Genomic DNA, 26967 nt, shown 5'->3' on the forward strand with positions numbered 1-26967 from the left:
GGTCATGTAGAAAGGTTCACACATGCTTACCATACAGCAATTAAAGCTTCCAGTGGCGCACACAGAAAGCGACCTGGAAAAAAAGATTTTAAAAACATTGAAAATAAAAAAAGAAGAGCTTCTCTCATGGACGATCCGAAAACAATCTCTGGACGCCAGGAAAAAGCCGGAACTTTTTTTCGTATATACAATTGACGCAGAGGTAAAAAAAGAAAATGCTGTCCAAAAAAGAGTTGACCATAAAATTGTTATGTCAACTAGTAGAAGCACCTATACTTATCTCCATGCAGACCGAACATCCGGGATACAGCGCCCGGTAGTGGTGGGCAGCGGCCCTGCGGGTCTTTTCTGTGCCTATTACCTGGCACGTGCAGGACTTTCCCCCCTTGTGATCGAACGGGGAGACCATGTGGACGCCCGAATGGAAAAAGTACAGTCTTTCTGGAAGGGCGGTACGCTGGACACGGAATCCAACGTGCAGTTCGGTGAGGGCGGCGCTGGCACATTTTCCGACGGAAAGCTGAATACCCTGGTCAAAGACCCTGTGGGAAGAAATCTGGAGGTACTCCGCCTTTTTGTAGAATGCGGCGCGCCGAAGGAGATCCTCTATGTACAGAAGCCCCACCTGGGAACAGATCTGCTGGTGTCCATCGTAAAAAAACTGCGGGGCAAAATAGAAGAGATGGGCGGAGAAATCCGTTTCCGAAGCGCCCTGACCGGTATTCAGGTGGAAAAAGGACAGATCACAGGCATTGAGATCAATAACAGGGAACAGCTTCCTGTCTCCACCCTGGTCCTGGCGATCGGACACAGCGCCAGAGACACATTTTCCCTTCTGGAAAAAACAGGGTGTTCCATGCAGGCAAAATCCTTTGCCGTGGGGCTTCGCATAGAGCACCCCCAAACACTGATCAACCAGTATCAGTACGGATGCAAAGAACATGATACCTTAGGGGCTGCCGCATACAAGCTGACCCATAAGGCAGCCTCCGGCCGCGGAATATACAGCTTCTGCATGTGTCCGGGGGGATATGTGGTCAATGCCTCTTCCGAAAAAAACATGCTGGCAGTCAATGGCATGAGCTATCAGGACCGGGCCTCAAAGAATGCCAACAGTGCCATGATCGTCACAGTAACACCGGATGACTATGGAAATAAAGGACCTCTTTCCGGTGTAGAATTTCAAAGAGAGCTGGAAAGAACAGCTTATGGTCTCGGCGGAGGCAAAATTCCACTTCAGCTTTTCGGTGATTTTAAAGAGAACTGCAGAAGCACCGGGCTTGGACTGGTCACTCCCTGCCTGAAAGGAGACTGGTCCTTTGCAAACTTAAGAGAGCTTTTTCCCTCTTATATCAGCAGTGCCCTGCAGGAGGGAATCACGTATTTTGACCGCATGATTCCAGGATTTTCTAGGGATGACGCAGTGCTCACAGGTGTGGAGAGCCGTACCTCCTCCCCTGTGCGGATCGAAAGAGACTCCCGGATGCAGAGCAATATACAAGGGATTTATCCCTGTGGGGAAGGTGCGGGCTATGCAGGGGGGATCACCTCCGCGGCTATGGATGGTCTGAAGATCGGAGAGGCGGTCACCGTTGCCTGCAGCCTCTGATCCGGCAGTCGTTTTTCCTGTTTTGCGCGATGAAAAGTATACCAATTATGAAAAAAGTGATAAATTTTTGTTAAGCCATATACATCGTTTTTAATCTGTGCTACAATAAAGTCTGCTAAATTTTTTTATGATGCCCATACCATGCTGAAGAGAGTATGTGGAAAATCATATGAATGACAATAGAAAAATCAAAGAAATACCAAATGAAAACCGGCCATACGAAAAGTGTCTGAAGCTCGGCGCCCAGGCACTTACTGATGAAGAACTGCTGGCAGTGCTTTTGCGCTCCGGCTCAAGCGGAAGCTCCTCACTGGAGCTGGCCGGGGAGGTGCTGCACCTCTCCCGGGACAAAGAGGGCCTTCCCGGCCTTCACCAACTGAGCCTCCAGCAGTTGAAAAGTATACGGGGAATTGGAACAGTGAAAGCCGTACAGCTCAAATGCATCGGTGAACTTTCCAAGAGGATTGCAGTCTCTGTGGCAGAAAAGGGTGTTTCTTTTGATCATCCGGCATCCATTGCCAATTTCTACATGGAGCAGCTCCGCCATCAGGAACAGGAGCTGCTGCTTTGTATGATGCTGGACTGCAAAAACCATCGCCTGGGGGAAGAGACTATTTTTAAAGGGACTGTCAACATGTCCCTGGTAAACCCGCGGGAGATTTTTCTTGCCGCTCTTTCTTATCACGCGGTGGGTATCCTGCTGGTCCACAACCATCCAAGCGGAGACCCGTCCCCAAGTCAGGCGGATATCAACATTACGAAGAGAGTTCAGAATGCCGGAGCAATGCTCGGCATCCCGCTTTTGGATCACATCATTATCGGCGACTGCCGTTACATAAGCTTCCGGGAGCAGGGATTATTAGAATAATTATAATAGAAAGAACGCTGCGCGGGCTTTCTTGGTCATAAATAAAAGGGGAGCACAATATGCCATTTCATAAAACGTTCGGTGTGGATTTAGGCACCAGTATGGTGAAAATCTATTCCTGCCAGCAGGACACCATCTTAACGGAAAAGAACATGATTGCCATCCGGAACGGAAAGCAGATTCTGGCTGCCGGCAATGATGCTTATGAGATTTTTGAAAAAAATCCCTCAAATGTCTCGGTCATCACTCCCATGACATTCGGCAAGATTGCAGATATCAATCACACAGAGATGGTTCTGCATTCACTTCTGGAGAAAGCAGGCGCCGGTACGGTTTTTGGAAACACACTGTACCTTGCAGTTCCTGCAGATCTGTCCGAGATAGAGAAGAGGGCTTACTATACCATAGGAAATTCCAACAGAAAAAATAAGATATACATGGTTGACAAGACCATCGCTGATGCGGTAGCTCTGGGAATACCCATCAACAAGACGAAAGGCTCCATGGTGGTGAACATCGGGGCACAGAGCTGTGAAATCTCTGTCATCGAAAAGGGCAGGGTGGTACTGAGCAAAATTGTGGAGATTGGCGGCAAGCAGTTAAACGAATCCATCCAGAACATGGTGCGGCGCCGGTGCAATTTGAATATTGGCAGCCGTACAGCCAGACGTCTGAAATTCTCCCTGGCCTATTTAAAAGAAGATAAAAAAGAGGCGCGGAAAGTGGTGGGCGTGGACAGCCTGACCGGTCTGCCCCAGGAGGGGATCGTCTCCTCCAGAATGGTTTTTGAGGCCATTTGGGAACCGCTGGGCACCATCTGTGAAGAGATACGCTTTTTTCTGGAACGGACACCGCCCCAGATTCGGCAGAATATTTCCAGGGAAGGCATCAATCTCACCGGAGGTACCACAAAGATTCCGGATATCGAATGGTTTATCAGCAGGCAGACAGGGCAGAAGGTATGCCTGTCACGTTTCTACGACCTGTGCACCATATACGGGCTTAAGGAGATCATAGGAAGCAAGTCTCTCAGAAAATGGGTTAAATAGCAGAGGACATGTCCTGCAGGCTCTCTGCTGTCATGAATAAAAAGCTGAGGTTTTATAGAATGAAGAAAAAGCATGATTGGAACATAAAAAGTAAACACATCCTGGTTGTAATGATTCTGGTGTGCATCAGCCTGATGCTCCTCACCTTTGCGTCAAAATTTCCGGCCGCACCGGTCAGAAAAGCTGCCAGCTACGCAGTCGTACCATTCCAGAACGGCATCAATAAAGTGGGAACCGCGTTGAGTGACATGACCTCCGGTTTCCGCAACAAAAAAAAGCTGGTAGAGGAAAATAAAAAGCTTCAGGGCAAGGTGGACGAGCTGACTGCTGAGAACAGCCGTCTGACCCAGTCTGTCAGTGAACTGGACCGTCTGAAAAAGCTGTATGATCTGGACAAGGAATACAGTGAATACGATAAAGTAGGCGCTGAGGTGATCAGCAAGAACTCCGGCAACTGGTTTTCCACTTTTACCATTAATAAAGGCAGCGATGACGGTATCCAGAAGGACTGCAACGTCATAGCCGGAAGCGGACTGGTGGGCATAGTCACCGAGGTCGGGAAAAACTGGGCAACGGTCCGCTCCATCATAGATGACACCAGTAATGTAGGCGCCATGACCATGACCACCTCCGACAGATGTATCGTGTCCGGCGACATGCGTCTCATTGATGAGGGAAAACTGCAGTTTATCCACCTGAAGGATGAGGATGACAAAATCCAGGAGGGTGAAAAAATTGTTACATCCGCAGTGAGTGACAAATTTCTGAAGGGTATTCTGATAGGATATGTAAGTGAGATCAAAGAAGACCCCAACAATCTCACAAAGACAGGGACCCTGACACCTGCGGTAGATTTTGAACATCTGCAGGAGGTACTTGTGATCAAAGAACTGAAACAGCAGAAGGGAGATTCATAAATGAGAATTCAAAGGAAAGTGGTAACCCTCCTTCTGATTCTGATTTCCGCTGTCCTTCAGGGAACTATTTTCAAAGCGCTTTCCATCGGCTCTATTGCGCCGAACCTGCTGTTGATCCTGACAGTTTCCTTTGGTTTTATGCGCGGCAAGAAGAATGGCATCTGGATCGGATTTTTATGCGGAATCCTGAAAGACCTGCTCTCAGACGGACTCCTTGGCTTTTACGGCCTGATCTATCTGTGCATCGGCTATGCGGCAGGCTGCTGCTGTAAACTGTTTTATGATGAGGAGCTTCGTGTTCCCATCATACTTGTAGCGGCCGGTGATCTGGTTTACGGCGGTCTGGTCTATGGAATGCAGTATCTGATGCGGGGACGTATACAGTTTTACTACTATTTCGGAAGGATCATCATTCCGGAAATGATCTATACGATTCTTATGACTGTTCTTCTCTACAGGTTACTCTTTAACATCAACAAGTGGCTGACAGAACTGGAAATGAAGGAGAGAGATTCTATTTGGCTAAGAAAATAAAAAACTTTTTTAAAAAAATTTGTATCAAACGTACCACAGTGCTGTTTCTGGCGTTCATTCTCATGTTCTTTATCCTGATACAGCATCTTTTTAAGCTTCAGATCATTGAGGGCGACGAATACGCCGATAACTTTAATCTGAGCACCACAAAAACGCGTACCATCAAGAGCACCCGAGGGAATATCCGTGACCGGAACGGCCAGTTCCTGGCCCACAACCAGTTGTCCTATTCCATTATACTGGAGGACAATGGAACCTATGACTCCAACAGGGAGAAAAACCTGACACTCAATTATGTGGCATATTCCCTGATGAAAATTCTGGAAACCAATGGGGAAACTCTGGACACATCTTTTCACATTGTGGTGGATGAGAACGGAGAATACGCTTTTGACGCAACTGACTTTACACTGAACCGTTTTAAAGCTGATGTCTATGGACAGGCGAAAATAGATTCCCTGAAAGAAGACCAGCTCAACGCTTCTCCAAAGAAGATCATGGATTATCTGTGCAGCTCTGAGCGCTTCGGACTGGTGAATAAAAATGATCCCTATACAGCCAAAGAGCTAAAAGAACATAACCTGCCGGAATCCTTTACTCCGGAGGAAACTCTGGCTGTTGTTCGTATCCGCTATGCACTGTCTGCCAACAGCTTTAAAAAGTATGTGCCGGCAACTATCGCAACCAACGTAAGCGAAGAAACAGTTGCCATGGTAATGGAGAACAAAGATAAGCTGCAGGGTGTGGATATCATGGAAGACTCCATCCGTGTATATGATGACGGTGTTTATTTTGCGCCGATCATCGGATATACAGGAAAGGCCTCAGCGGAGGAGCTGGAGGAGCTGAAAAAAGACCACCCGGATTACTCCACGGATGCAGTGATCGGTAAAACGGGAATCGAGCAGTATATGGAAACCACCCTTCAGGGAAAAGATGGGGAGGAGCAGGTGACAGTCGACAACCTGGGAAAAGTTCTGCAGATCAATGAGGACTCCCGGGTAGAACCGGTATCCGGCGACGACGTCTACCTGACCATTGACAAAGATCTTCAGGAAGTTGCCTATCATGTTTTGGAGCAGAAGATCGCAGGTATCCTCTCTGACAATATTGTCATGGCAAAGGAATTCGATCAGGATTCTACCAACAACGATACTGCCAATATACGGACACCGATCTATGACGTATATAATGCTCTGATCGGCAACAGTGTGATCAATACCAGCCATTTCAAGGAGGAAGACGCATCTGAGACGGAGCAGACCATTTACGGCCTGTTCACCCAGAAACAGGCAGAAGTCTTTGAATCCATCCGGCAGGAGCTTACCGCTGCCGCGCCGGAAGCCTATAAGGATCTTCCAAAAGAAATGCAGGAGTACCAGAGCTATATAGTTAATGATTTCCTTATGAACAAAAAGGGAATTCTCTCTCTGGACGCCATTGACGCATCAGATCCCACTTATATTGCGTGGACAAAAGACAGTTCCATAAGCCTGAAAGAATTTTTGACTTATGCAGCAAGCCAGAACTGGATCGATATCTCCCAGTTTTATGCAGAGGGGGATTATCTGGACTCTACAGAAGTGTACAATGCACTCTCTGAATATCTGACGGAATCTCTGACAAATGATTCGGAGTTCTCCAAGATCATATATAAATATATGATCCTGTCAGATACCATATCAGGAAACCAGCTCTGCCTGGTCCTCTATGACCAGGGTATCCTGGCCGCAGATGAGGCGTCCTACAATGCGCTTGCATCCGGACAGAAAAAAGCCTATGATTTCTTAAAAGAGAAGATCAGCAATCTGGAGATCACACCGGCACAGTTGGCTCTTGATCCCTGTTCCGGATCTCTTGTTATGACAGATGTAAATTCCGGTGAAGTACTGGCCTGTGTCACCTATCCCGGATATGACAATAACCGTCTGGCCAATCAGATGGATATAGATTATTATGCAAAGCTTTCCCTTGACCTCTCAAGGCCCTTCTTTAACAAGGCTACGCAGCAGAAAACAGCACCCGGTTCCACATTTAAAATCGTGACAGCGGTTGCAGGAATGGAAGAGGGAATTGTTGACGACAATTATGGTGTGACATGTACCGGTGAATTCACCAAGGTCAATCCTCCCATCAAATGCTGGCTGCATACCGGGCACGGCTATCTGGGAATACAGGGAGCTATCAAGAACTCCTGTAATACATTCTTTAACCAGGTAGTCTATGACATGGGCACAGATTCCGATGGGAATTTCTCAGATTCACTGGGACTTGAAAAACTGCGGAAATATGCAGAACTGTTCCAGCTTGACCAGAAATCAGGAATAGAGATCACAGAGGCCGAACCACAGATCACAGACGAAGCAGCCGTGGCATCTGCAATCGGACAGGGTACCAACAACTACACGACCTCACAGTTGGCACGTTATGCCACCACAATCGCAAGCCGGGGAAACATTTATTCGTTGTCCCTTCTTGATAAAGTTACAGACTCCAAAGGAACCCTCATCGAAGACTACACACCGGAGCTGAAGACTACTATGGACATTCCCAATCATGAGTGGGATATTATCCATGCAGGAATGCGGGAAGTAGTAGAGAACAATGAAGCCTTCCAGGACTTTGATTATCCGGTATCCGGTAAAACAGGTACCGCCCAGGAGGTTACAACCCGGCCCAGCCACGGACTCTTCATCGGATTTGCCCCATCGGACAAACCGGAGATCGCCATGGCAGTCCGCATTGCCAATGGATACAGTTCCACCAATGCGGCAGCAGTAGCAAAAGATGTAATCAGCTATAAGTACAATCTTGTGGATAAAGATGCGATAGTAACCGGAACGGCATCCGCAGGCGGAAGTACACAGCAGACAGACTAAACCTTTTTTGAGTCTTGAAATACGCATGAAAAGTAAAGGCGGTTAATGCCGCAGTTTCAAAAAGGATTTAGGAGGATAGGATATGAGTGAAATTATTGTAGTGACTTCCGGAAAAGGCGGGGTCGGAAAAACCACCGTTACGGCGAATCTTGGGCTTGGACTTGCAAAGCTCAACAAAAAGGTAGTCGTAGTGGATACGGATATCGGGCTTCGGAATCTGGATGTGGTACTCGGGCTTGAAAACAGGATCGTCTACAACCTTATCGATGTCATTGAGGGGAGCTGCCGCATGAAGCAGGCGCTCATCCGGGACAAGCAGTGTGACAATCTCTGCCTTCTGCCCTCAGCCCAGACCAGAGACAAGACGGCTATCACGCCGGAACAAATGATCAAACTGACGGATGACCTGGCAGAGGAGTTTGACTATATTCTGCTGGACTGCCCGGCAGGTATTGAACAGGGTTTTAAAAATGCCATTGCAGGGGCGAACCGGGCGATCGTGGTAACGACACCGGAGGTATCCGCTATCCGGGATGCGGACCGTATCATCGGACTGCTCCAGGCCAATGAAATGCCCAGGGTACAGCTTGTCATCAACCGCCTGCGCATGGATATGATAAGACGCGGGGAGATGATGTCCGTGGAGGATGTCACTGAGATTCTGGCGGTGGAGCTTTTGGGAGCGATTCCGGATGATGAGGCTGTGGTTATCGCCACCAATCAGGGGGAACCGCTCTGCGGGCAGGACTCCATGTCAGGACAGGCTTTTTTGAACATCTGCCGCAGGATAGCGGGAGAGGACGTACCTTTCCTGAACTTCCAGTCAAAGCAGGGTGTATTCAAAAGGCTGTCCGGTATCTTTAAAAAATAATAAGGTAAAGGAGGGCCTGCGTGTTGATTCATTTTCGGAATAAACGTTCCGGTCATGTAGCAAAAGACCGGCTGAAGCTTCTCCTCGTATCCGAGAGGCTGGATTGTTCTCCACAAATGATGACCATGCTTCAAAACGATATGGTCCGTGCCGTGAGCAGATATTTCACCGTACAGGAGCAAAAAGTGGAAATCCGTTATTTAAAGGATACCACTACCGTTTTGGCAAAGATTCCTCTGAAAGCAGATATACAGGAATCCTATCCCGGTTTTTAGGAACAGGTAAAAAAGGACTTTAAGGATAAAACTAGGTGTTTTCATGATTAAACAATATAAACTACGCGACTACAATTTCAGACTGGTGCTGTTTCTGGTGGTACTCACTTTTATGGGGGTGCTTCTGGTGGGAAGCGCGGAACCGGATCTGCAGAAAAAACAGCTCATGGGTATGATCCTTGGTCTTGTGATCATGGTGATCGTCTCCCTGATGGATTTTAGCTGGATCCTGAATTTTTACTGGATCATGTATTTCTGCAATATCCTCATGCTTCTCGCTGTGTGGTTTTTCGGTACAGAGTCCAAAGGTGCTGCCAGATGGCTGCGTATCGGAGGATTCCAGTTCCAGCCTACAGAGCTGTCGAAAATCATTATCATACTGTTTTTTGCCCGCTTTTTTATGGAGCATGAAGAAGACCTGAACACGTTTAAGACAATTTTAAAATCTGTGGTGCTGATCGCCATTCCTCTGGCAATGGTATTTAGTCAGCCGGACTTGAAAAATACGATCACAGTTGCTATACTTTTCTGTATACTGCTGTATCTTGCAGGGCTGAGCTATAAGATCATAGGCGGGGCGCTGCTCATCGCCATACCGCTGGTGATCGTGTTTCTGTTCATTGTCATACAGCCCGACCAGAAGCTGATCAATGATTATCAGAGAGACAGGATTATGACATTTCTCTATCCTGAAGAGGAGGAGTATTCAGATGATGTCATCCAGCAGCAGAATTCCATCATGGCCATCGGCTCAGGAAAGCTGACCGGAAAAGGCCTGAACAACAATGAAGTGGCAACTGCCAACAAAGGAAATTTTGTCTCTGAGAGCCAGACGGACTTTATCTTTTCCGTGGCGGGGGAGGAGCTGGGATTTCTGGGCTGCACAGCAATTATTCTGCTCATTTTCCTGATCATCTATGAATGTATGAGGACGGGCAGAAGGGCGAAGGATCTATCCGGCAGCCTCATATGCTACGGTATGGCTTCTCTTATAGCAGTACAGAGTTTTATCAACATCTGCGTGGCAACAGGACTTGGCCCCAACACAGGTACGCCTCTTCCTTTTGTCAGCTACGGGCTTTCTTCCATGGTAAGCCTTTATATCGGTATGGGACTGGTATTAAATGTCAGTCTTCAGAAAAACAGAACCTACAGGGAGGTAGAAAAATCGTGAACATCGGATTAATTGCACACAACTCAAAGAAAAAATTAATGCAGAACTTCTGTATTGCCTACAGGAGTGTTTTGTCAAAAAATGAACTCTATGCAACAGGTACCACAGGCAGGCTCATTGAGGAGGCTTCCAATTTGAATGTACACAAGTTCCTGGCCGGTCATCTTGGCGGGGAACAGCAGATGGGGGCTTTGATCGAACAGAATCAAATGGATCTGATCATCTATCTGCGTGAGCCTCTGGCACCACAGAAACACGATCCGGATGTAAAGAGGATTTTTCATCTGTGTGATACGCACAATATCCCCCTGGCAACCAATCTTGCCACAGCTGAAATGATGATCAAATCACTTGACAGAGGAGAGTTGGACTGGCGTGAAATGTACAAATAAACCTAAAAAAAGGCTTTCCAAAAAAGCACAGAGAAAACGTAGGATCAAGCGGACTCTGTTTCTCGGCATGTTTTTCGTCATTCTGCTTTTAGCAGGTGTTCTGGGGATTTTTATGCTGAAGGGCAGACAGGCAGTAGACGCGCCCATGGCATTCAGACTGACTACGGAAGTGTTCGGCCAGACCATAGGTGAAGATTCCCTGGTGGCGGAAGGCGTAGCGGCAGATTTGTGCGTAGGCCCAGGTGACACACCCATGGAAGGGATTGAGACACAGGGGGAGGAGAGAGCAGCACTTTTTGATATCCAGGATAAAAAGCTGCTTTTTTCAAAATCTCTTTATGAGAAATCCTATCCGGCCAGTATCACCAAGATCATGACAGCACTGGTGGCCCTTGAGAAAGCCAATATGGATGAAATCGTGACCATACAGGCGCAGGATATCCAGCTTGAGGCAGATTCCCAGGTATGCGGTCTTGCAGAGGGGGATCAGATATCCATGGACCAGCTTTTCCATGCGCTTCTTGTCTATTCAGCCAACGATGCGGCAATGGCCATTGCCAGGACTGTAGGCGGCAGCGTGGAGAGCTTTGTGGATATGATGAATGAGGAAGCTCAGCATCTGGGTATGACGGGAACACATTTTGTGAATCCTCACGGACTTCACGATGACGACCATTATACCACGGTCTACGACATTTATCTGATGCTCAATGAAGCGATGAAACATCAGGAGTTTACAGATATCACACAGTTAAGCAATTATACGATTAATTACAAATCAGCAGACGGGTCTGCCATGCAGAAGTGGCTGGATGCCACAGACCAGTATCTGACAGGAGAGTCCAGCGCACCCAAAGGAGTAACCATCCTGGGCGGAAAAACCGGCACTACCGGCAAGGCAGGAGCCTGCCTGGCTCTGATGGTACAGAACAACTATGGAGAGCCGTATGTGTCCATTGTATTGAACGCGGAAAACAAACCTGTTTTGTATGAACGTATGAACCAGCTTCTGGAGAAAGTGAATCGTTCCTAAAGAAAATTAAATTTCTAAAAATAGCAGAAATTTTTTATTTTACCATTGTATTTTTGAACGAAATGCACTATAATTAATTCCAAGATAACCACGTTTTTAGTAAATATACATATTACGTGCGGCTAAGGAGGAAAATGCGATGGTTCAGTTAATTGTAGGTGAAAAAGGTAAAGGAAAGACAAAAATTCTTCTAGACAAGGCGAATGCTGAGGTCAAGAACGCGAACGGCTCAGTTGTTTACTTAGATAAAAGTACAAAACATATGTATGAGCTGAATAATAAAATCCGTCTGATCGATGTGATGGAATACGGTATTGAGAACAGTGATGAATTTGTTGGTTTTATCCGCGGTATTGTTTCCCAGGATCATGATCTTGAGCAAATGTACCTGGATGGTTTCCTGAGGATTTCAAAACTGGAGTGTAACCTGGAAAATATTTCAAAAGTTTTAGCCAGCCTTGAGAAGATTTCAAATGCTTATGAGATTTCCTTTATTATCAGCCTTTCAAAAGACGAAAAGGATCTTCCTGAAGATGTAAAACACATGATCGTTACATCATTATAAAATAAACGAAAGAAAAAAAGCCGCTGCACACCCTGATAAACAGGAGTGCGGCGGCTTTTTTTCGTGCATACTCAGCGGTCACCCATAGAAGTAATCCTTCCGAAGAGGCTCAGCAGATAGAGTCCGCAGATTCCTACGATGACATATACGATCCTTGAAAGCCATGTCATGTCTCCGAACAGGAAGGTAACCAGATTGAAACGGAACAGTCCAATTAATCCCCAATTGAGGGCACCGATAACGGTAATAACCAATGCGGTATAATCTAATCCATTTGATTTCATGATAATTCCTCCTTTATCTTTTTCTATTTTTTGCATTATTTATAATTTTTATACAATAAAATTGGCTATTGTACTTAAATGCTGAAAATGTTAAAATGGAAAACGATAATGAAAGGAGATTTTCATTCCAATTGAGAGAAAAAATATTGACATTTATAAAAAACCTTCTGAAGATCATCAGAAAGATTTTCACTTTTAATATTGCCACGTTACTTTTCGGAGCATTGTTTATCTACATGCTGATAACAGTTCTTCTCTACATTACCTCCACCCATGTCACCTCCTATCAGGTGACGGCCGGTCCGCTCTCCAGGAATCCAGTCTGTACAGCATTGGCTGTCCGGGATGAGGAGATCGTCACAGCCGACAGTCCCGGCTATGTGCGTTACTATGCCAGAGAAGGCATGAAGATACGCAAAAACGGAAATGTCTATGCGCTGAGTGACACACAGAATGTCAAGGCAGATATCACCCTTACAAAGGACCAGTTAGAGGAGGTCCGCAAAAGGATCGCTGATTTTTCCAACAACTTCAGCGGTACGGATTTCTATGATGCCTACAGCTTTAAATATGAGATGCAGGGGCTGATCTTTCAGCAGGCATCTACCTCTTCGGCAGCTCCGGCTGACGCTGTGGAGGACCAGGATGAGGAGGAGAGTGATGTGACCATTCTCAAGGGTTCCATGACATTTGGCAACCAGGTGGTACATACAACGCCCAATGCAGGCCTTGTGGTCTATTCTACAGACGGGTACGAAGGAAAGACTGTGGAGGACCTGACAGAGGAAGACTTTAACCAGAAAGCCTATGAAAAAAAGGATCTGCTCACAGATGGACAGATAAAAGCCGGAGACCCGGTATATAAGCTGGTAAAAGATGACAACTGGACTCTTATGGTGCCTCTTTCTGACAAACTGGCAGCCAAGCTGGCGGACCGCAGCAGCATTAAAGTAAAATTTTTAAAGGACGGCGAGACACAGACAGGACAGCTCTCCATTATGAATGTGGGAGACCAGAAAACGGCAAAGATCACACTGAAAAACGGTATGGTGCGGTATGCCTCTGACCGTTTCTTAAAAATAGAGCTGGTCGTCAACACCCAGAGCGGACTGAAGATTCCTATGAGTTCTATTGTCACCAAAGAATTTTATATCATTCCTTCTTCTTATCTGACAAAAGGCGGCAATGAAGACTCAGCCGGGTTCCTTCGGGAAGCAGTCACCAAGAGCGGTGAGAAGTCAACAGAGTTTGTATCTGCCACCATTTACAAAAATACGGCAGAGGAGAACCAGGATGCGGAGGTCTCCGGGAATTCGGACAGCACGGCTGCCCAGGACGGATATTGTTATGTGGACAAGCAAACCTTCCAGGATGGTGATGTGCTGTATAAACCAGAGACAAAGGAAACCTTTGTGGTTGGCGAGATTGATTATCTGGAAGGTGTCTACAGTATGAACAAGGGATATGCCGTATTCCGGCAGATTGACATCATAGACCGGAATGAGGAATACTGTATCGTAAAAACCAATACTTCTTATGGTCTGGAAGCCTTTGACAGGATTGTGGAGGACGGAGAGAGCGTAAAGGAAGAGGATATATTGACTGGAAAGTAAGGAGAGATGAAACATGAGTGTATGTGAAAATTATCTTGCAGTGGAAGAAAAAGTAAAGGAAGCCTGCCGTCGGGCAGGAAGGAATCGTGATGAGGTCACGCTGATCGCCGTGAGTAAGACAAAACCTATGTCCATGATCGAGGAACTGCTCCCCCTGGGTGTAGTGGATTTTGGCGAGAATAAGGTACAGGAACTGACAGCCAAGGAGGAGGCTCTTCCCTCTGGTCTTCATTGGCACATGATCGGACATCTGCAGAGAAATAAAGTAAAATACATTGTGGATAAGGCATATCTGATCCATTCGGTAGATTCCCTTCGCCTGGCAGAGGCAGTCAGCCAGGAAGCCGTAAAGAAGGGCGTGACTGCCAATATCCTTATTGAGGTCAATGTAGCCGGTGAGGACAGCAAATTCGGCGTCGCCCCGGAGGAGACCGCAGCACTGGCAGAGGCCATCTCAAAGCTTCCCAATATTGCGGTAAAAGGTTTGATGACCATTGCCCCGTTTGTAGAAAATGCTGAAGAAAACAGGGAAGTTTTTAGAAATTTAAGAAAATTAAGTGTTGACATTGAAGAGAAAAAATTTAATAATGTTACTATGGCCGTGCTCAGCATGGGCATGACTGGTGATTATGAGGTTGCCATTGAAGAGGGTGCCACCATGGTCCGTGTAGGAACAGGCATCTTCGGAGAAAGAGATTATAGCAAATAAGATTGGAGATTTTATCATGGGTGTTTTAGATAAGTTTTTAGATGCGATCAAAGTGAACGACGATTACGACGACGACGAATTTCTGGATGACGAGTTCGATGACGACTTCGATGACGAAAAACCCAAGAGACGTTTCTTCAAAAAATTAGAGGACGATGATGACGATTTAGACGATTATGAACCGCGCAGCTATAAAAAAGCAGAAAAACAGCCTGCTCCCAAGGCTGCCAAGCCTGCCAAACAGCAGAAGGTTTCCAAGTCTGCGTCTTCAGCAGCAGCTTCCTCCTCCAAGGTTACCCCGATGCGTCAGGTAAAAAGGACAGGCAGCGCAATGGAAGTTTGTGTGATCAAGCCTACCAATATGGAAGATACCAGAGAGATTGCAGATACACTGATCGCCAACTGTACCGTTATTCTGAACCTGGAAGGTCTGGATATGGAAGTTGCGCAGAGGATCATTGATTTTACATCCGGTTCCTGCTATTCTATAGGCGGAAGCCTGCAGAAGGTGTCCAGCTACATATTTATTCTGACACCGGCCAGTGTGGACATTACAGGAGACTATCAGCAGATTTTAAACGGTGCTTTTGATATCCCGTCCATACGGACTGAATATTAATGCTTCCTGTTCACACACCGCGATCCCATAACTATGAATGACAGAGTGGACAAACTATGGAAAAAGAAGCTTTATTTGAAAAACGTATGAAAGAGTTAAGTAAGAATGCCTATTATCGGGGTGTTCTTACTTTCTCTGATTTTCTGGACTTAAATGAATTGCATATGTTGCACAGCCTGCCAAAGAATGAATCAGGGGTCCATGTGGAGACCTTCGGGGGCTATGCATTGGCAGAGCGTCAGATGGCAGCATTCATCCCTGATGCTCTTTTCTTTCAGCAGAGCTACCCTATTTCCTGCATCTGCATCCGTCCTACAGCGGAAAAATTTGCAGAAAGCCTGACTCACAGGGACTATCTGGGAGCCATACTGAATCTTGGAATTGAGAGAAGCAAAATAGGAGATATCCTGGTGGATGGAAAGACAGCCTATGTGTTCTGCCACGAGAATATGGCGCCGTTTCTCATGCAGGAGCTGTGCCGTATCCGTCACACCAATGTAGTACCCCGGCTTCTGAACACACTGGAGGAACTGCCTTCCCTGAAAACAGAAAAGGTCACCGGCACTGTCTCCTCTGTGAGACTGGACAGCGTCATCGCGCTGGCCTTTTCCACCTCCCGAAGCAGCATCATTTCTCTGATCGAAGGGGGGAAGGTATTTGTGAACGGAAAAAACATTCTGTCCAACGGATATAATCTGAAAGAGGGAGATATTGTCTCTGTGCGCAGCAAAGGCAAATTCCGCTTTGAGGAAGTGGGCAGCATCACGAAGAAAAACAGGTACCATATAAGCCTGGCCAGATATTGTTAAGACAGGAGTGAAAAGAATGACAGCAGACATATTACAGGTAAGAAGAGACGGGGATTTTTCCTATCCCATTATATTCCGCAAGGATTTTTCGGATTTATCCGCACAGCTTAAAAGGCTGGGACTTACAAAGAGAAAGTTCTGTATTGTAACTGACAGCACGGTTGCCCCGCTGTATCTAAATACAGTAAAAAAGGAACTGGAGAGGTGCGCATTTTTTGTTACTTCCTATGTACTTCCGGCAGGGGAGGAGAATAAGACCCTGGAACAGATACAGGGAATCTATCAGCACTTGATCGAAATGCACTTTGACCGGAAAGATTTTCTGGTGGCTCTGGGCGGCGGTGTTGTTGGAGATATGACGGGGTTTGCGGCAGCTACTTATCTGCGCGGGATTGATTTTCTTCAGGTTCCCACCACACTTCTGGCTCAGGTGGACAGCAGCATCGGTGGCAAGACGGGGGTGGATTTCTTAAAATACAAAAATATGGTGGGCGCTTTCCATCAGCCGCGCATGGTATATATGAATGTGAGTACCCTGTGCACTCTGCCCCTGGAACAGTTTTCCTGCGGTATGGGGGAGGTTGTAAAGCACGGATTTATCCGCGACCAGTCCTATTCCCAGTGGCTCTATGAGAACCGTGCAAAGATCCTGGCACTTGACACGGACACCCTGTCGGAAATGATCTGCAGAAGCTGTGTCATAAAAAAAACTGTGGTTGAAAATGACCCCACGGAGCAGGGCGAGCGGGCAGTTTTGAATATGGGACATACGGTTGGCCATGCTGTTGAAAAATTAAAGGATTTCCGTCTGCTTCACGGACAATGTGTGGCTGTAGGTACGGTGGCCTCTGCGTATTTATCCATGAGACGCGGTATGATCACAGTGGAAGAGTATGAAAATGTAAGGAGGCTCCTGGAAGCTTTCGGCCTGCCTGTCTCCACAGACGGTCTGCGCGCAGAGGAAGTATTGAGCGTGACAAAATCCGATAAAAAGATGGAGCAGGGAAAGATTAAATTTATTCTTATGAAAGAGCCAGGATACGCAGTAGTGGATAAGACCGTGACAGATGAAGAGCTGCTCACAGCCATCCGGGAAATACTGGAGTAACCCCATGGAGACAAACATGAATCAGAAAACAAAAAAAATCACTGTACTGGTGCAGTTTATCATCAGTGTGGCTTTTTTGACAGGACTGGACCAGTGGACAAAATATCTGGCTGTGCAGCATCTGAAGGACCAGGCGGACATTCCCCTGATCCCCAATGTGCTCTATCTGCATTATCTGGAAAACAGAGGCGCTGCTTTCGGACTTTTTCAGAACCAGTTTATTTTCTTTGGGATCATGACAGTCCTCATTTTGTGTGCCGTACTCTATGTACTCTGGCGCATGCCCTCAGAAAAGAAATACCTGTTACTTCGTATCATCTGTTTTATCATCTGTGCCGGAGCGATAGGCAACTTCATTGACCGTGTCCGGCTGAATTATGTTGTGGATTTTATCTACTTTTCACCCATTAATTTTCCTGTCTTTAATGTGGCGGATATCTATGTAGTAGTCTCCATGGCATTATTCCTGATATCCTTTTTGTTTTTCTACAAAGAGGAAGATTTTGCGTTTTTATCAGGGAAAGGAATCAAAAAATGAAAAAAATATGCCTGTCAGCAGACGCCTCCCAGACAGGGGAGCGTATTGACAAATATCTGGCCCTGGAACTTGACGGCTATTCCCGTTCCTTCCTTCAAAAACAGTTAAAGGAGGGTAACGTCACAGTGGGAGACAAGCCGGTCAAATCCAGTTATCAGCTTTCAGAAGACGACGAAATCTGTGTTTTGATACCAGACAACAAGGAGCCGGATATTCTGCCCGAAGATATCCCGCTGTCCATTTTGTATGAGGACGGGCATCTTCTCGTGGTGGATAAGCCAAAGGGAATGGTGGTGCATCCAAGCGCAGGCCATTACAGCGGTACCTTAGTGAATGCCCTTCTGTATCACTGCCGGGGAGATTTATCCGGTATCAACGGCGTGCTCCGTCCCGGCATTGTACACCGCATTGACAAAGACACGACCGGCGCGCTTCTTGTCTGTAAGACAGATCTGGCACACCGGGATCTGGCAGAACAGCTCAAGGACCACAGCATCACCAGGCGCTACCGGGCCATTGTACATGGGAATCTGACAGATGACGAAGGAATAGTGGAAGGTCCCATTGGCCGGCACCCCACAGAGCGAAAGAAAATGGCAGTGAACCTCCAAAATGGAAAACCCGCTGTGACTCATTACAAGGTCCTGGAACGTTTTGGGAATTACACTTATATCGAATGCCGCCTTGAAACCGGACGCACCCATCAGATCCGCGTGCACATGAGCAGCATCGGACACCCTCTTCTTGGCGATATGGTATACGGCCCGAAAAAATGTCCCATATCCGGTCTGGAAGGGCAGACACTTCATGCAATGGTTTTAGGTTTTATCCATCCGGCCACAAAAGAGTATATGGAGTTTTCTGCGCCTCTTCCGGATTATTTTGAAAAACTTCTCATAAAATTCCGATAAAATAATATAAATTTTATATACAGATTGGATAAAATAGATTATAATAATTATAGTAAGATAATAATTCCATATTTGTCTGTTGTATTGCTACAACAGTTCCAGAGAGGGATTATCGAATAGAGAGGAGTGTTTGATTATGGCAGCAAATACGGTAATAACAATTGGAAGACAGTACGGAAGCGGCGGAAAAGAAATTGGCCTGCGTCTGGCTGAAGAACTGGGAATCAAATGTTATGATAAGGAGCTTCTTGACAGGGCAGCCAAGGACAGTGGTTTATGCCAGGAATTATTCGAGAACAATGATGAAAAGCCAACCAACAGTTTTTTGTATTCCCTGGTTATGGATACATATTCCTTTGGCTATTCCTCTGCGGCATTTACCGATATGCCCATCAACCACAAAGTGTTCCTTGCACAGTTTGACACGATCAAAAAGCTGGCGTCTGAGGCTCCCTGCGTTATAGTTGGACGCTGTGCAGATTACGCGCTTTCTGATTATGAGGGAGCGATCAGTGTATTTATACATGCTGATCTGGATAAGAGGATCAAGAGGATCGCCAGAAAACATGAGCTGACAGACTCCGCGGCCAAAGACAGGATCCAGAAAACAGACAAGAGAAGAGCCAGCTACTATAATTACTATACCAGCAAAAAATGGGGAGAGGCTACCAGCTATGACTTATGTCTGAACAGCGCTATTCTGGGCATTGACGGCTGTGTGGAAATGATCAAAAAGGCCATTGAGATCCGAGATGAAAAGAGAGCGAAAAAAGGCTGACAGTCATGAAGCTGTATAGGTACTGAACAGTTATTTTTGATTTAGAAAATCTCCGCAGAATTATTAAGTTCTGCGGAGATTTTTGCATATATCTTTTATTTAGGTATTCTTTTATCCCAGCCGCTTATGCTGCTGTTTAAGATAGCAGTAAACATGCGCTCTTTTGTTCCGGGATGTTCTTTTGTCAGATCCCTAAGCAGTTCCTTGGCATACTGCCTTTTTGTGTATCCGTCCACCGGGCAGGGGCTTTTCTCCACCGGCAGGTCATATTTGTTTTTAAACCCAATGACATCTGCCTCCTCTACATAGAGCAGAGGACGGATAACCGTCAGATCCATACGGTCCAGATAGGTCTTGGGCGAGAACGTGTGAAACCGGCCTTCAAAAATAAGAGAGAGCAGCATGGTCTCCACCACGTCATCTTTATGATGGGCGTATGCCACCTTATTGCATCCCAGCTTCTTGGCCTCCTCATTGAGGGCACCTTTTCTCATCTTGGCACAAAGGGAACAGGGATTGCTCTCTTTTCGCTCATCAAAGATGATCTGCGCGATATCTGTCTTCACCACTGTGAACCCCAGGCCAAGGGAATCACACAGCTCTTTTATTTTCTCCACATGAAACCCCGGATGCCCAAGATCCACAGTGATCACTTCTATAGAAAAGGGATGAGGGTAAAAACGCATCAGTCCATGGAGCGCATAGAGCATAGTCAGGCTGTCTTTTCCTCCTGATACGCCTACAGCGATCTTATCCCCGTCCTCTATGAGCGAGAACTCGTCCACCGCTTTTCTGGTAAGACTCAGTAATTTCTGTAATTTCATTTTATTATCCTCCGTAGCATAATTGAATATATCACAGAAAATCAAAAAAATAAATAACTTTTTTACAGAATTATGACACAAATAATAAATTTCATGTTATAATGATTCCAGTTTATGCATAATCGGAGGCTTAACATGAAGTTTCGTTGGGATAAAAAATATTTGTATTGGGGCGTTACAGCATTAGCAGTTATTTGTGCCAGTATGCTCTTTTATTTTGGCATTTTTCATATGGATGTTCTGATACGGGGATTCCGTATACTGAGCAATGTTATGATGCCGGTGATTTTCGGAGTGGTTATTGCCTATCTGCTGACTCCTGTGGTGAATTTTCTGGAAAAGAAATTCTTCTTTCCTTTGATGAAGAGAAAGAAAATTGATATTAACAAAAAGAAAAAAAAGGCAGTCCGCTATATCAGTGTGTTTTTTGCATTGATGTTTGCGCTGCTGATCATCTATTCACTGATGGCTATGATCGTGCCGTCTATTGTGGAGAGTATTATCAGTATTATTAATGACATGCCCAGATATGTACAGAACGTAGGCCACTGGCTGAATTCCATTTTAAAGAATAATCCGGAGCTTCGCTCCACAGCCATTGATTTTTTCAACAGCTATTCCTCTAAAGTGGAAACCTGGATGAATGTCCAGCTTCTGCCCCAGCTCAAAGAAGTTCTGCAGCAGTTTACCACAGGCGTGTTTGGCGCGTTGGTATTTATCAAAAACTTTTTGATCGGTGCCATTATTTCTGTCTATCTGATGGCAGATAAAGAGGGATTTTTGACGCAGGGCAAAATGTTTATTTATGCTGTCTTTGATGCGGAGAGAGCGAATGATATCATCAGAGGATGCCGTTTTGTAAATAAGACCTTCGGCGGCTTTGTAAACGGTAAAATCGTGGATTCCGCTATCATTGGTGTTTTGTGTTATATCCTCACCTCGATCATAGGGACTCCATATGCCATTTTGGTCAGTGTGATCGTGGGTGTCACCAATGTGATCCCGTTTTTCGGCCCGTACCTTGGAGCTATACCCAGTGCTTTTATCATACTGTTGGTCAATCCCATGCAGTGTCTGTATTTCCTGATCACCATCCTTCTGCTTCAGCAGTTTGACGGCAATATCCTGGGGCCAAAGATTCTGGGCGGTTCCACAGGTCTGTCCAGTTTTATGGTCATTGTAGCCATCTTACTGTTCGGCGGTCTGTTTGGTATACCAGGTATGATCATTGGTGTACCTGTGTGGGCTGTCATTGTGGCAGGACTGAAGTATCTGCGGAATTCCTGGCTGAAAAAGAAGGAACTGCCCACAGATGATAAACTGTATCAGGAAATAGATTTTTTCAATCCGGATACATTGGAACCTGTGAAAATGAAATCTGAGGAAGAGAAAGAAGAGAGCGAAAAGAAAAAAAGGAGTTTTTGGAATAAATGAAATTTGTAATTCAAAAAGTCAGTGAAGCGTCTGTCCGTGTGGAAGGGGAGTGCATAGGCAGGATCAACCGGGGATTTCTGGTCTTTGTGGGAATCGGCAAAGAGGATACAAAAGAGATTGCTGACCAGTATATCAAGAAAATGATCAATCTCCGGATTTTTACGGATTCGGAGGGGAAGACAAATCTGTCCCTGGCTGATGTGGGCGGAGAAATTCTCCTGATCTCCCAGTTCACACTGTATGCCAACTGCAAAAAAGGCAACCGGCCCAGCTTTTTCAACGCCGGAGAGCCACAGATGGCCGAATCGCTTTATGAATATATCATAGAGAAGACAAAGGAAAACGTCCCTGTAGTAAAAACAGGAAGATTCGGCGCGCTGATGCAGGTATCTCTTGTCAATGAGGGACCTTTTACCATTATATTGGATGAAAGTACATTTGCGTAAGGGGGAGAATATGAGGAATAAGAGATTAGTCAAAACAGCAGTTTGCGGAGCCATTCTGAGTGCTTCTTTGATGGTGAGCCAGCAGAATATAAACGCAGCCCAGGAAGGCAGTGCATTAAGTTCTGAGGCCAAAAAAAATGAAACCTCACAAAATATTTCCGAATCCGATACGGAGCAAAATGCAGCAGCAAATGAAAATCAGCCCCAGGATTCCAACTCCGATCCAAGTTCTCCTGGAGCCGGGAATCCGGATGAAAAAGCAGATGACACAGAAGATAACAGTGCAGAGGATCCAAATGCTCCCTCTGACGGAACGGTATCTGACCAGCCTGCAGATGAGAGCAATCAGTCCATTCCTATAAAAACAGGATGGGTAGAGGAGGAAGACGGTACACATTATTACAAAGAAGACGGTACCCTGGCCACGGGATGGCTGACATTGGAGGAAGGTACCTATTATCTGGATGAGCAGGGACTGAAAACCACCGGCTGGAAGACCATAGAAGGAAAGAAATATTACTTTCAGGAAGATGGCCTTATGTATCAGAAGACCATACTGAAGCTTTCCGATAAACTTTACTATATATCAGAGGACGGAAGTTTATATACAAAAGCCGGCTGGCTGAAAAGTGACAAGACTTACTACTATGTAAATAAAAATCAAACCCTTTACAACAAAGGCTGGCTGAATTTAAATGGTACCTGGTATTATCTCGCCTCTGACGGAAAGATGAAAACAGGTCTTTTAAGTACAGACGGCAAAAAATATCTCTTAAAATCCAATGGTGCCATGCTGTCCGGCAATGGCTGGACACAGTATGACAAGCATTGGTACTACATATATCCCAACGGTTCTCTGCATACAAACAACTGGCTGAATTTAAACGGCACCTGGTATTACCTCAATAAGAACGGGGTTATGCTCACAGGATGGCAGAAGATCGGCGGCGGTTTGTATTATCTCAACGGCAGCGGAGCCATGGAAGCGGGAGGATGGCGGTATATCAATAAACATTGGTATTACCTGCAGGGAAATGGCGCTGCGGCTGTCGGATGGCTCAATCTGAATGGCACCTGGTATTATCTCAATCCGTCTGACGGCGTCATGAAAACAGGCTGGTATAAGGTGGGCAAAACCTGGTATTATTCCAATGGCAGCGGTGCCATGCAGACCGGTTGGCTGAATTTAAACGGTACCTGGTATTATCTCAATGGCAATGGTTCCATGGCAGCGGGATGGCTGAATCTGGGAGGCACCTGGTATTATCTGAATCCCTCTGGCGGTGCCATGCAGACAGGCTGGTATAAGGTGGGCAAAACCTGGTATTACTCCAATGGCAGCGGTGCTATGCAGACCGGTTGGCTGAATTTAAATGGTACCTGGTATTATCTCAATGGCAACGGCTCCATGGCAACGGGATGGCTGAATCTGGGAGGCACCTGGTATTATCTGAATCCCTCCGGTGGTGCCATGCAGACAGGCTGGTATAAGGTGGGCAAAACCTGGTATTACTCCAATGGCAGCGGTGTCATGCAGACCGGATGGCTGAATTTAAACGGCACCTGGTATTACCTCAACGGCAGTGGTGCTATGCAGACCGGTTGGCTGAAATTGGGAAGTACCTGGTATTATCTCAATCCGTCCAATGGCGCAATGCGTACAGGCTGGTACCAGGTAGGCAAAACCTGGTATTACTCCAACGGCAGCGGTGCTATGCAGACCGGATGGCTTGGAATTGGAAACACCTGGTATTATCTCAACGGCAGCGGAGCCATGCTGACCGGATGGCAGAAGATCGGCGGCTGTTCTTATTACTTTAATCCCTCAAACGGAGCTATGTCCTCCGGCTGGCTGACCATTAAAGAAAAGAAATATTATCTCAACAGCAGCGGGGTCACACTGACCGGGTGGCAGCAAATCAGTGGAAAATGGTATTATTTTAATAGCAGCGGCGTTATGCAGACCGGTTCCATCACCGTGGGAGGCAGTAAATATTATCTGAACAAAAATGGTGTCATGCAGACAGGATGGCAGAAGATCGGTGATAATTATTACTATTTCAAATCAAACGGCGCCATGGCTGTTAACACCTACATGGATGGCTATTACCTGGATTCCAACGGTGTCCGCACAGAAGTGGCAAATACAAACGGCCAGTGGTGCTTTCCGTGTCCGAGTATAACATATGTATCCAGTGAATTTGGAAACCGTGACAGTCCGGGGGGAATTGGGTCCACCAACCACAAGGGTGTGGATCTTGCTGCACCGGCCAATTCCAGGGTTCTTGCCGCTGCCGGAGGTACTGTAGTCAATGCAGGTTACGGCTGGGGCGGAGAGGGAAATTACGTGGAGATTGACCACGGCAACGGCCTTCACACAATCTATATGCATATGATTTCAAACCCGGTTGTCAAAAAAGGACAGACTGTCAAGGCAAGTCAGGTGATTGGCTATGTGGGTATGACAGGTGCCGCCACGGGATATCATCTGCATTTTGGCGTCAGTGTAAACGGCGTTTACAAAAATCCGTGGGATTATATCCGCAGACCGGATGGTATGTGATGACATAAAAAACACATCGAAGATTTTAATTCTCTTCGATGTGTTTTTTAACGGAGTTGTAGTTTACATAAGATAATTATAGTCAACTACGTTCTTTATCACAATCCCCATATAAATTAACCGCATGATTTTTATATCACACATCCCCTCAACAGCCCGGAATTGTAAAATAGAAGACTGTTCCGCCTCCATCCCTGTCCTCCACCCAGATTTTCCCTTTATGGAGCCGTACAATCTCCCCTGCAATGCTAAGCCCCAGCCCGAAATGCTTTTTCTCTTTTCTGGACGCATCACCTCTGAAAAATCGTTCAAAAACCCGCTCTTTCCAGGGGTCCGGAATTCCGGGACCGGTGTCGCCTACCCAAAGTTTCCATTTGCTTCCTTCCCTTGCGTAACCCAGAAAAATAGTTCCGCCTTCCGGTGTGTAACTGACAGCATTGTCAAGAAGGATTCCCAACACCTGTTCCAGCCGCTGTCCATCACAGAAAACTTCTGATTCCTCTTCGCATGGCGGAAGATTGATCTGCAGGTGCAGGCCTTTCTTCTCCGCCAATATATGATATTTCTCATATACCTCAGAAATCATGGTGTCCAGTGAAATCTTTTCATAGTGCACGGACCAGGACTGGTTATCTGCGCCGGCAAGGGTGAGCATATCCTGGATCAGCCGTGACATGCGCTGTCCCTCTGCCTGTATCATCTCCTGAAATCCAGGCCTGTCCTCCTCATCCGCCACCGCAAGCGCATCGGCGCCGGATAAAAGTACAGCCAGGGGGGAGCGGAGTTCATGGGAAGCCGCAGCTACAAACTGCATCTGCTGTGCACGGTTCTTCTCTATAGGATACAGCATTTTACCCGTGTACACCCAGGAAAACAAAAACAGCAGCAGCAGAGCCGCCCCGTCAATTACTGCAAATACCACATAAAGATACAAAAACTGCCGCTTCAGTGTCTCCCTGGAATAAGAGATAACCGTACAAAAAGTCCCAAATTGATGCGGGACTGCAGCAAAGGTCACCAGATGATCCGTGCCCTTATATTTCATAGAAAATTCCAACAGCTTTGAAATCCCTTTTGCCGCAGACAGAGCACTGACATCAAACCCATAGATCTCCTTAGCTTTCCGGCAGATCTCTTCCATGAGCTCCTGTTTTTCTTTTTCCGGATCGTAGGAATAGCATATTTTGTTTTCATATAAATTGATGGTATAAAAACGCGGATTGGCTGCTGCTGAGATTTTTTCATAGTCGATAACCTCTTCATTTTCCAGATAAGCCAGCACAGAGTCCACATCTTTTTCATAAGAAGTCCTGTCATTGGTGTCCAGAAGGTTTTTAAATGCCAAAAGTCCGGCCAGTGTCATGAACAAGAGGATGATTCCGGTTACCGCAGTACAGAACAGAGTCATTTTTACTCGAAGCTTTCTATACATTTATTCCTCCAGGCTGTAGCCTACACCGCGTATGGTGCGGATAGACAGTGCACTTCCCACAGATTTCAGCCGCCTTCTCAAAAAATGGATAAAGTTATCCAGATTGCCGTCCTCAATTTCCGTATCAATCCCCCATACTTTAGTGACAATGCTCTTCCTTGCCAGTACCTGCCCCGGATTTTTTAAGAAGACTTCCATCAGATCTCCTTCTGTCCGTGACAGTCTGCAGGCTGCCTCTTTACAGGAGAGTTCCTTTGACTGGACATTAAAGAATAAATCACCGTATTGCAGTTCCTGTCCAGGGTCTATTTTTCTTGGCCTGCGGCCAATACTGCGTATTCTCGCCATCAGTTCCTCGAAAGCGATCGGTTTTACCAGATAGTCGTCTGCACCGCAGTCTAGACCCTGTACCCGCTCCATAACTTCCCCCAGGGCAGTGACCAGGATCACCGGTGTGCTGTAACCCTCTTTCCGAAGCTGGCTTAAGACCTCTGTCCCGGACAGGGACGGAAGCATACGGTCCAGCAAGATCAGATCGTGTGCGTTTTCTCTTGCAATTGCCAGGCCGTCTCTGCCGTCATGGCAGCAGTCCGCACAGATTCCCTCTTTTTTCAGCCGATAGGCAAGTGTCCGGCAGAGTTGTGTATCATCCTCTATGATCAGAATCCTCATAGCTCATATTTCCCCTTTCGTATCCAGCCAGTTTTCGCGCTGCAGTGAACGCTGGTAATGC

The 26967-nt window shown here is 46.3% G+C and carries 27 protein-coding genes; 23 read left to right on the plus strand and 4 right to left on the minus strand.

Annotation, left to right across the window (positions count from 1 at the left end; translation table 11 throughout):
- Positions 1-22 precede the first annotated feature (22 nt).
- The 12 genes from BLCOC_RS14030 (at position 23) to BLCOC_RS14085 (ending at position 12166) form a co-directional block, all read left to right on the plus strand.
- Positions 23-1609 (plus strand): NAD(P)/FAD-dependent oxidoreductase, encoded by a 1587-nt coding sequence (locus tag BLCOC_RS14030; protein ID WP_018593940.1) that lies wholly within the window; start codon positions 23-25, stop codon positions 1607-1609.
- A gap of 169 nt (positions 1610-1778) precedes the next feature.
- Positions 1779-2477 carry a RadC family protein gene (gene radC / locus BLCOC_RS14035; protein WP_026255329.1) on the plus strand — a complete coding sequence of 233 codons (699 nt, stop codon included), beginning with the start codon at positions 1779-1781 and terminating at the stop codon, positions 2475-2477.
- A 59-nt stretch (positions 2478-2536) separates the two neighbouring features.
- On the plus strand, positions 2537-3526 hold the full coding sequence (locus BLCOC_RS14040; RefSeq protein ID WP_115622522.1) for a rod shape-determining protein: 990 nt from the start codon (positions 2537-2539) through the stop codon (positions 3524-3526).
- A gap of 59 nt (positions 3527-3585) precedes the next feature.
- Entirely contained in the window at positions 3586-4443 is an 858-nt protein-coding gene (mreC, locus tag BLCOC_RS14045) for a rod shape-determining protein MreC (protein ID WP_026255328.1), read from the plus strand.
- Positions 4444-4977 (plus strand): rod shape-determining protein MreD, encoded by a 534-nt coding sequence (gene mreD / locus BLCOC_RS14050; protein ID WP_018593936.1) that lies wholly within the window; start codon positions 4444-4446, stop codon positions 4975-4977.
- Positions 4962-7856 (plus strand): penicillin-binding transpeptidase domain-containing protein, encoded by a 2895-nt coding sequence (locus BLCOC_RS14055; protein WP_018593935.1) that lies wholly within the window; start codon positions 4962-4964, stop codon positions 7854-7856. The genes mreD and BLCOC_RS14055 overlap by 16 nt, the downstream gene beginning before the upstream one ends.
- Positions 7857-7938: 82 nt before the next feature.
- Positions 7939-8727, plus strand: a complete 789-nt coding sequence (gene minD / locus BLCOC_RS14060) for a septum site-determining protein MinD (protein ID WP_029469072.1) — start codon at positions 7939-7941, stop codon at positions 8725-8727.
- A 20-nt stretch (positions 8728-8747) separates the two neighbouring features.
- Positions 8748-9002 (plus strand): cell division topological specificity factor MinE, encoded by a 255-nt coding sequence (gene minE, locus BLCOC_RS14065; RefSeq protein ID WP_226827694.1) that lies wholly within the window; start codon positions 8748-8750, stop codon positions 9000-9002.
- A 43-nt stretch (positions 9003-9045) separates the two neighbouring features.
- The gene (locus tag BLCOC_RS14070) at positions 9046-10176 is read left to right on the plus strand and encodes an FtsW/RodA/SpoVE family cell cycle protein (protein ID WP_018593932.1); all 1131 of its coding nucleotides are present in this window, start codon (positions 9046-9048) and stop codon (positions 10174-10176) included.
- On the plus strand, positions 10173-10568 hold the full coding sequence (locus tag BLCOC_RS14075) for a methylglyoxal synthase (RefSeq protein ID WP_018593931.1): 396 nt from the start codon (positions 10173-10175) through the stop codon (positions 10566-10568). Before BLCOC_RS14070 ends, BLCOC_RS14075 begins: the two co-directional genes overlap by 4 nt.
- Entirely contained in the window at positions 10552-11601 is a 1050-nt protein-coding gene (locus BLCOC_RS14080; RefSeq protein ID WP_018593930.1) for a D-alanyl-D-alanine carboxypeptidase family protein, read from the plus strand. Before BLCOC_RS14075 ends, BLCOC_RS14080 begins: the two co-directional genes overlap by 17 nt.
- A 139-nt stretch (positions 11602-11740) precedes the next feature.
- Positions 11741-12166: a hypothetical protein gene (locus tag BLCOC_RS14085; protein ID WP_018593929.1), complete on the plus strand. Its 426-nt coding sequence runs from the start codon at positions 11741-11743 to the stop codon at positions 12164-12166.
- Positions 12167-12237: 71 nt separating this feature from the next.
- Here BLCOC_RS14085 and BLCOC_RS14090 read toward each other — a convergent pair whose 3' ends face one another.
- Positions 12238-12450, minus strand: a complete 213-nt coding sequence (locus BLCOC_RS14090; RefSeq protein WP_018593928.1) for a DUF378 domain-containing protein — start codon at positions 12448-12450, stop codon at positions 12238-12240.
- A 131-nt stretch (positions 12451-12581) separates the two neighbouring features.
- Between BLCOC_RS14090 and BLCOC_RS14095 the strand changes: the two genes are divergently transcribed.
- From BLCOC_RS14095 to BLCOC_RS14130, 8 genes are all read left to right on the plus strand, one after another.
- The gene (locus BLCOC_RS14095) at positions 12582-14063 is read left to right on the plus strand and encodes a biotin/lipoyl attachment domain-containing protein (RefSeq protein ID WP_029469069.1); all 1482 of its coding nucleotides are present in this window, start codon (positions 12582-12584) and stop codon (positions 14061-14063) included.
- 13 nt (positions 14064-14076) lie between these two features.
- Positions 14077-14772, plus strand: coding sequence for a YggS family pyridoxal phosphate-dependent enzyme (locus tag BLCOC_RS14100; protein ID WP_018593926.1), 696 nt, complete (start codon positions 14077-14079; stop codon positions 14770-14772).
- A gap of 16 nt (positions 14773-14788) precedes the next feature.
- Complete coding sequence (locus BLCOC_RS14105) at positions 14789-15391, plus strand: cell division protein SepF (RefSeq protein ID WP_018593925.1); 603 nt, start codon at positions 14789-14791, stop codon at positions 15389-15391.
- Between the two features lie 56 nt (positions 15392-15447).
- Complete coding sequence (locus BLCOC_RS14110; protein WP_018593924.1) at positions 15448-16200, plus strand: YlmH family RNA-binding protein; 753 nt, start codon at positions 15448-15450, stop codon at positions 16198-16200.
- Between the two features lie 16 nt (positions 16201-16216).
- The gene (aroB, locus tag BLCOC_RS14115) at positions 16217-17308 is read left to right on the plus strand and encodes a 3-dehydroquinate synthase (protein ID WP_018593923.1); all 1092 of its coding nucleotides are present in this window, start codon (positions 16217-16219) and stop codon (positions 17306-17308) included.
- Between the two features lie 16 nt (positions 17309-17324).
- A complete protein-coding gene (gene lspA, locus BLCOC_RS14120; RefSeq protein WP_026255326.1) occupies positions 17325-17846 on the plus strand; it encodes a signal peptidase II in 522 nt (173 codons plus the stop codon).
- Positions 17843-18757, plus strand: coding sequence for an RluA family pseudouridine synthase (locus tag BLCOC_RS14125; RefSeq protein ID WP_018593921.1), 915 nt, complete (start codon positions 17843-17845; stop codon positions 18755-18757). Before lspA ends, BLCOC_RS14125 begins: the two co-directional genes overlap by 4 nt.
- A gap of 136 nt (positions 18758-18893) precedes the next feature.
- A complete protein-coding gene (locus tag BLCOC_RS14130) occupies positions 18894-19535 on the plus strand; it encodes a cytidylate kinase-like family protein (protein WP_018593920.1) in 642 nt (213 codons plus the stop codon).
- A gap of 95 nt (positions 19536-19630) precedes the next feature.
- Here BLCOC_RS14130 and BLCOC_RS14135 read toward each other — a convergent pair whose 3' ends face one another.
- Entirely contained in the window at positions 19631-20359 is a 729-nt protein-coding gene (locus BLCOC_RS14135; RefSeq protein WP_018593919.1) for a tRNA 2-thiocytidine(32) synthetase TtcA, read from the minus strand.
- A 135-nt stretch (positions 20360-20494) separates the two neighbouring features.
- On the opposite strand from BLCOC_RS14135, the gene BLCOC_RS14140 reads away from it, so the two are divergent.
- From BLCOC_RS14140 to BLCOC_RS14150, 3 genes are read left to right on the plus strand one after another with little or no spacing between them, the layout of a single operon-like run.
- Positions 20495-21793: an AI-2E family transporter gene (locus BLCOC_RS14140; RefSeq protein ID WP_018593918.1), complete on the plus strand. Its 1299-nt coding sequence runs from the start codon at positions 20495-20497 to the stop codon at positions 21791-21793.
- A complete protein-coding gene (gene dtd / locus BLCOC_RS14145) occupies positions 21790-22239 on the plus strand; it encodes a D-aminoacyl-tRNA deacylase (RefSeq protein ID WP_018593917.1) in 450 nt (149 codons plus the stop codon). Before BLCOC_RS14140 ends, dtd begins: the two co-directional genes overlap by 4 nt.
- Positions 22240-22249: 10 nt before the next feature.
- The gene (locus BLCOC_RS14150) at positions 22250-24802 is read left to right on the plus strand and encodes a peptidoglycan DD-metalloendopeptidase family protein (protein ID WP_018593916.1); all 2553 of its coding nucleotides are present in this window, start codon (positions 22250-22252) and stop codon (positions 24800-24802) included.
- A 148-nt stretch (positions 24803-24950) separates the two neighbouring features.
- Here BLCOC_RS14150 and BLCOC_RS14155 read toward each other — a convergent pair whose 3' ends face one another.
- The gene (locus BLCOC_RS14155; protein ID WP_115622523.1) at positions 24951-26234 is read right to left on the minus strand and encodes a sensor histidine kinase; all 1284 of its coding nucleotides are present in this window, start codon (positions 26232-26234) and stop codon (positions 24951-24953) included.
- A complete protein-coding gene (locus BLCOC_RS14160; RefSeq protein ID WP_018593914.1) occupies positions 26235-26906 on the minus strand; it encodes a response regulator transcription factor in 672 nt (223 codons plus the stop codon).
- Positions 26907-26967 lie beyond the last annotated feature (61 nt).

It is taken from the genome of Blautia coccoides (genome assembly GCF_034355335.1).
GTDB classification, from domain to species: domain Bacteria; phylum Bacillota; class Clostridia; order Lachnospirales; family Lachnospiraceae; genus Blautia; species Blautia producta.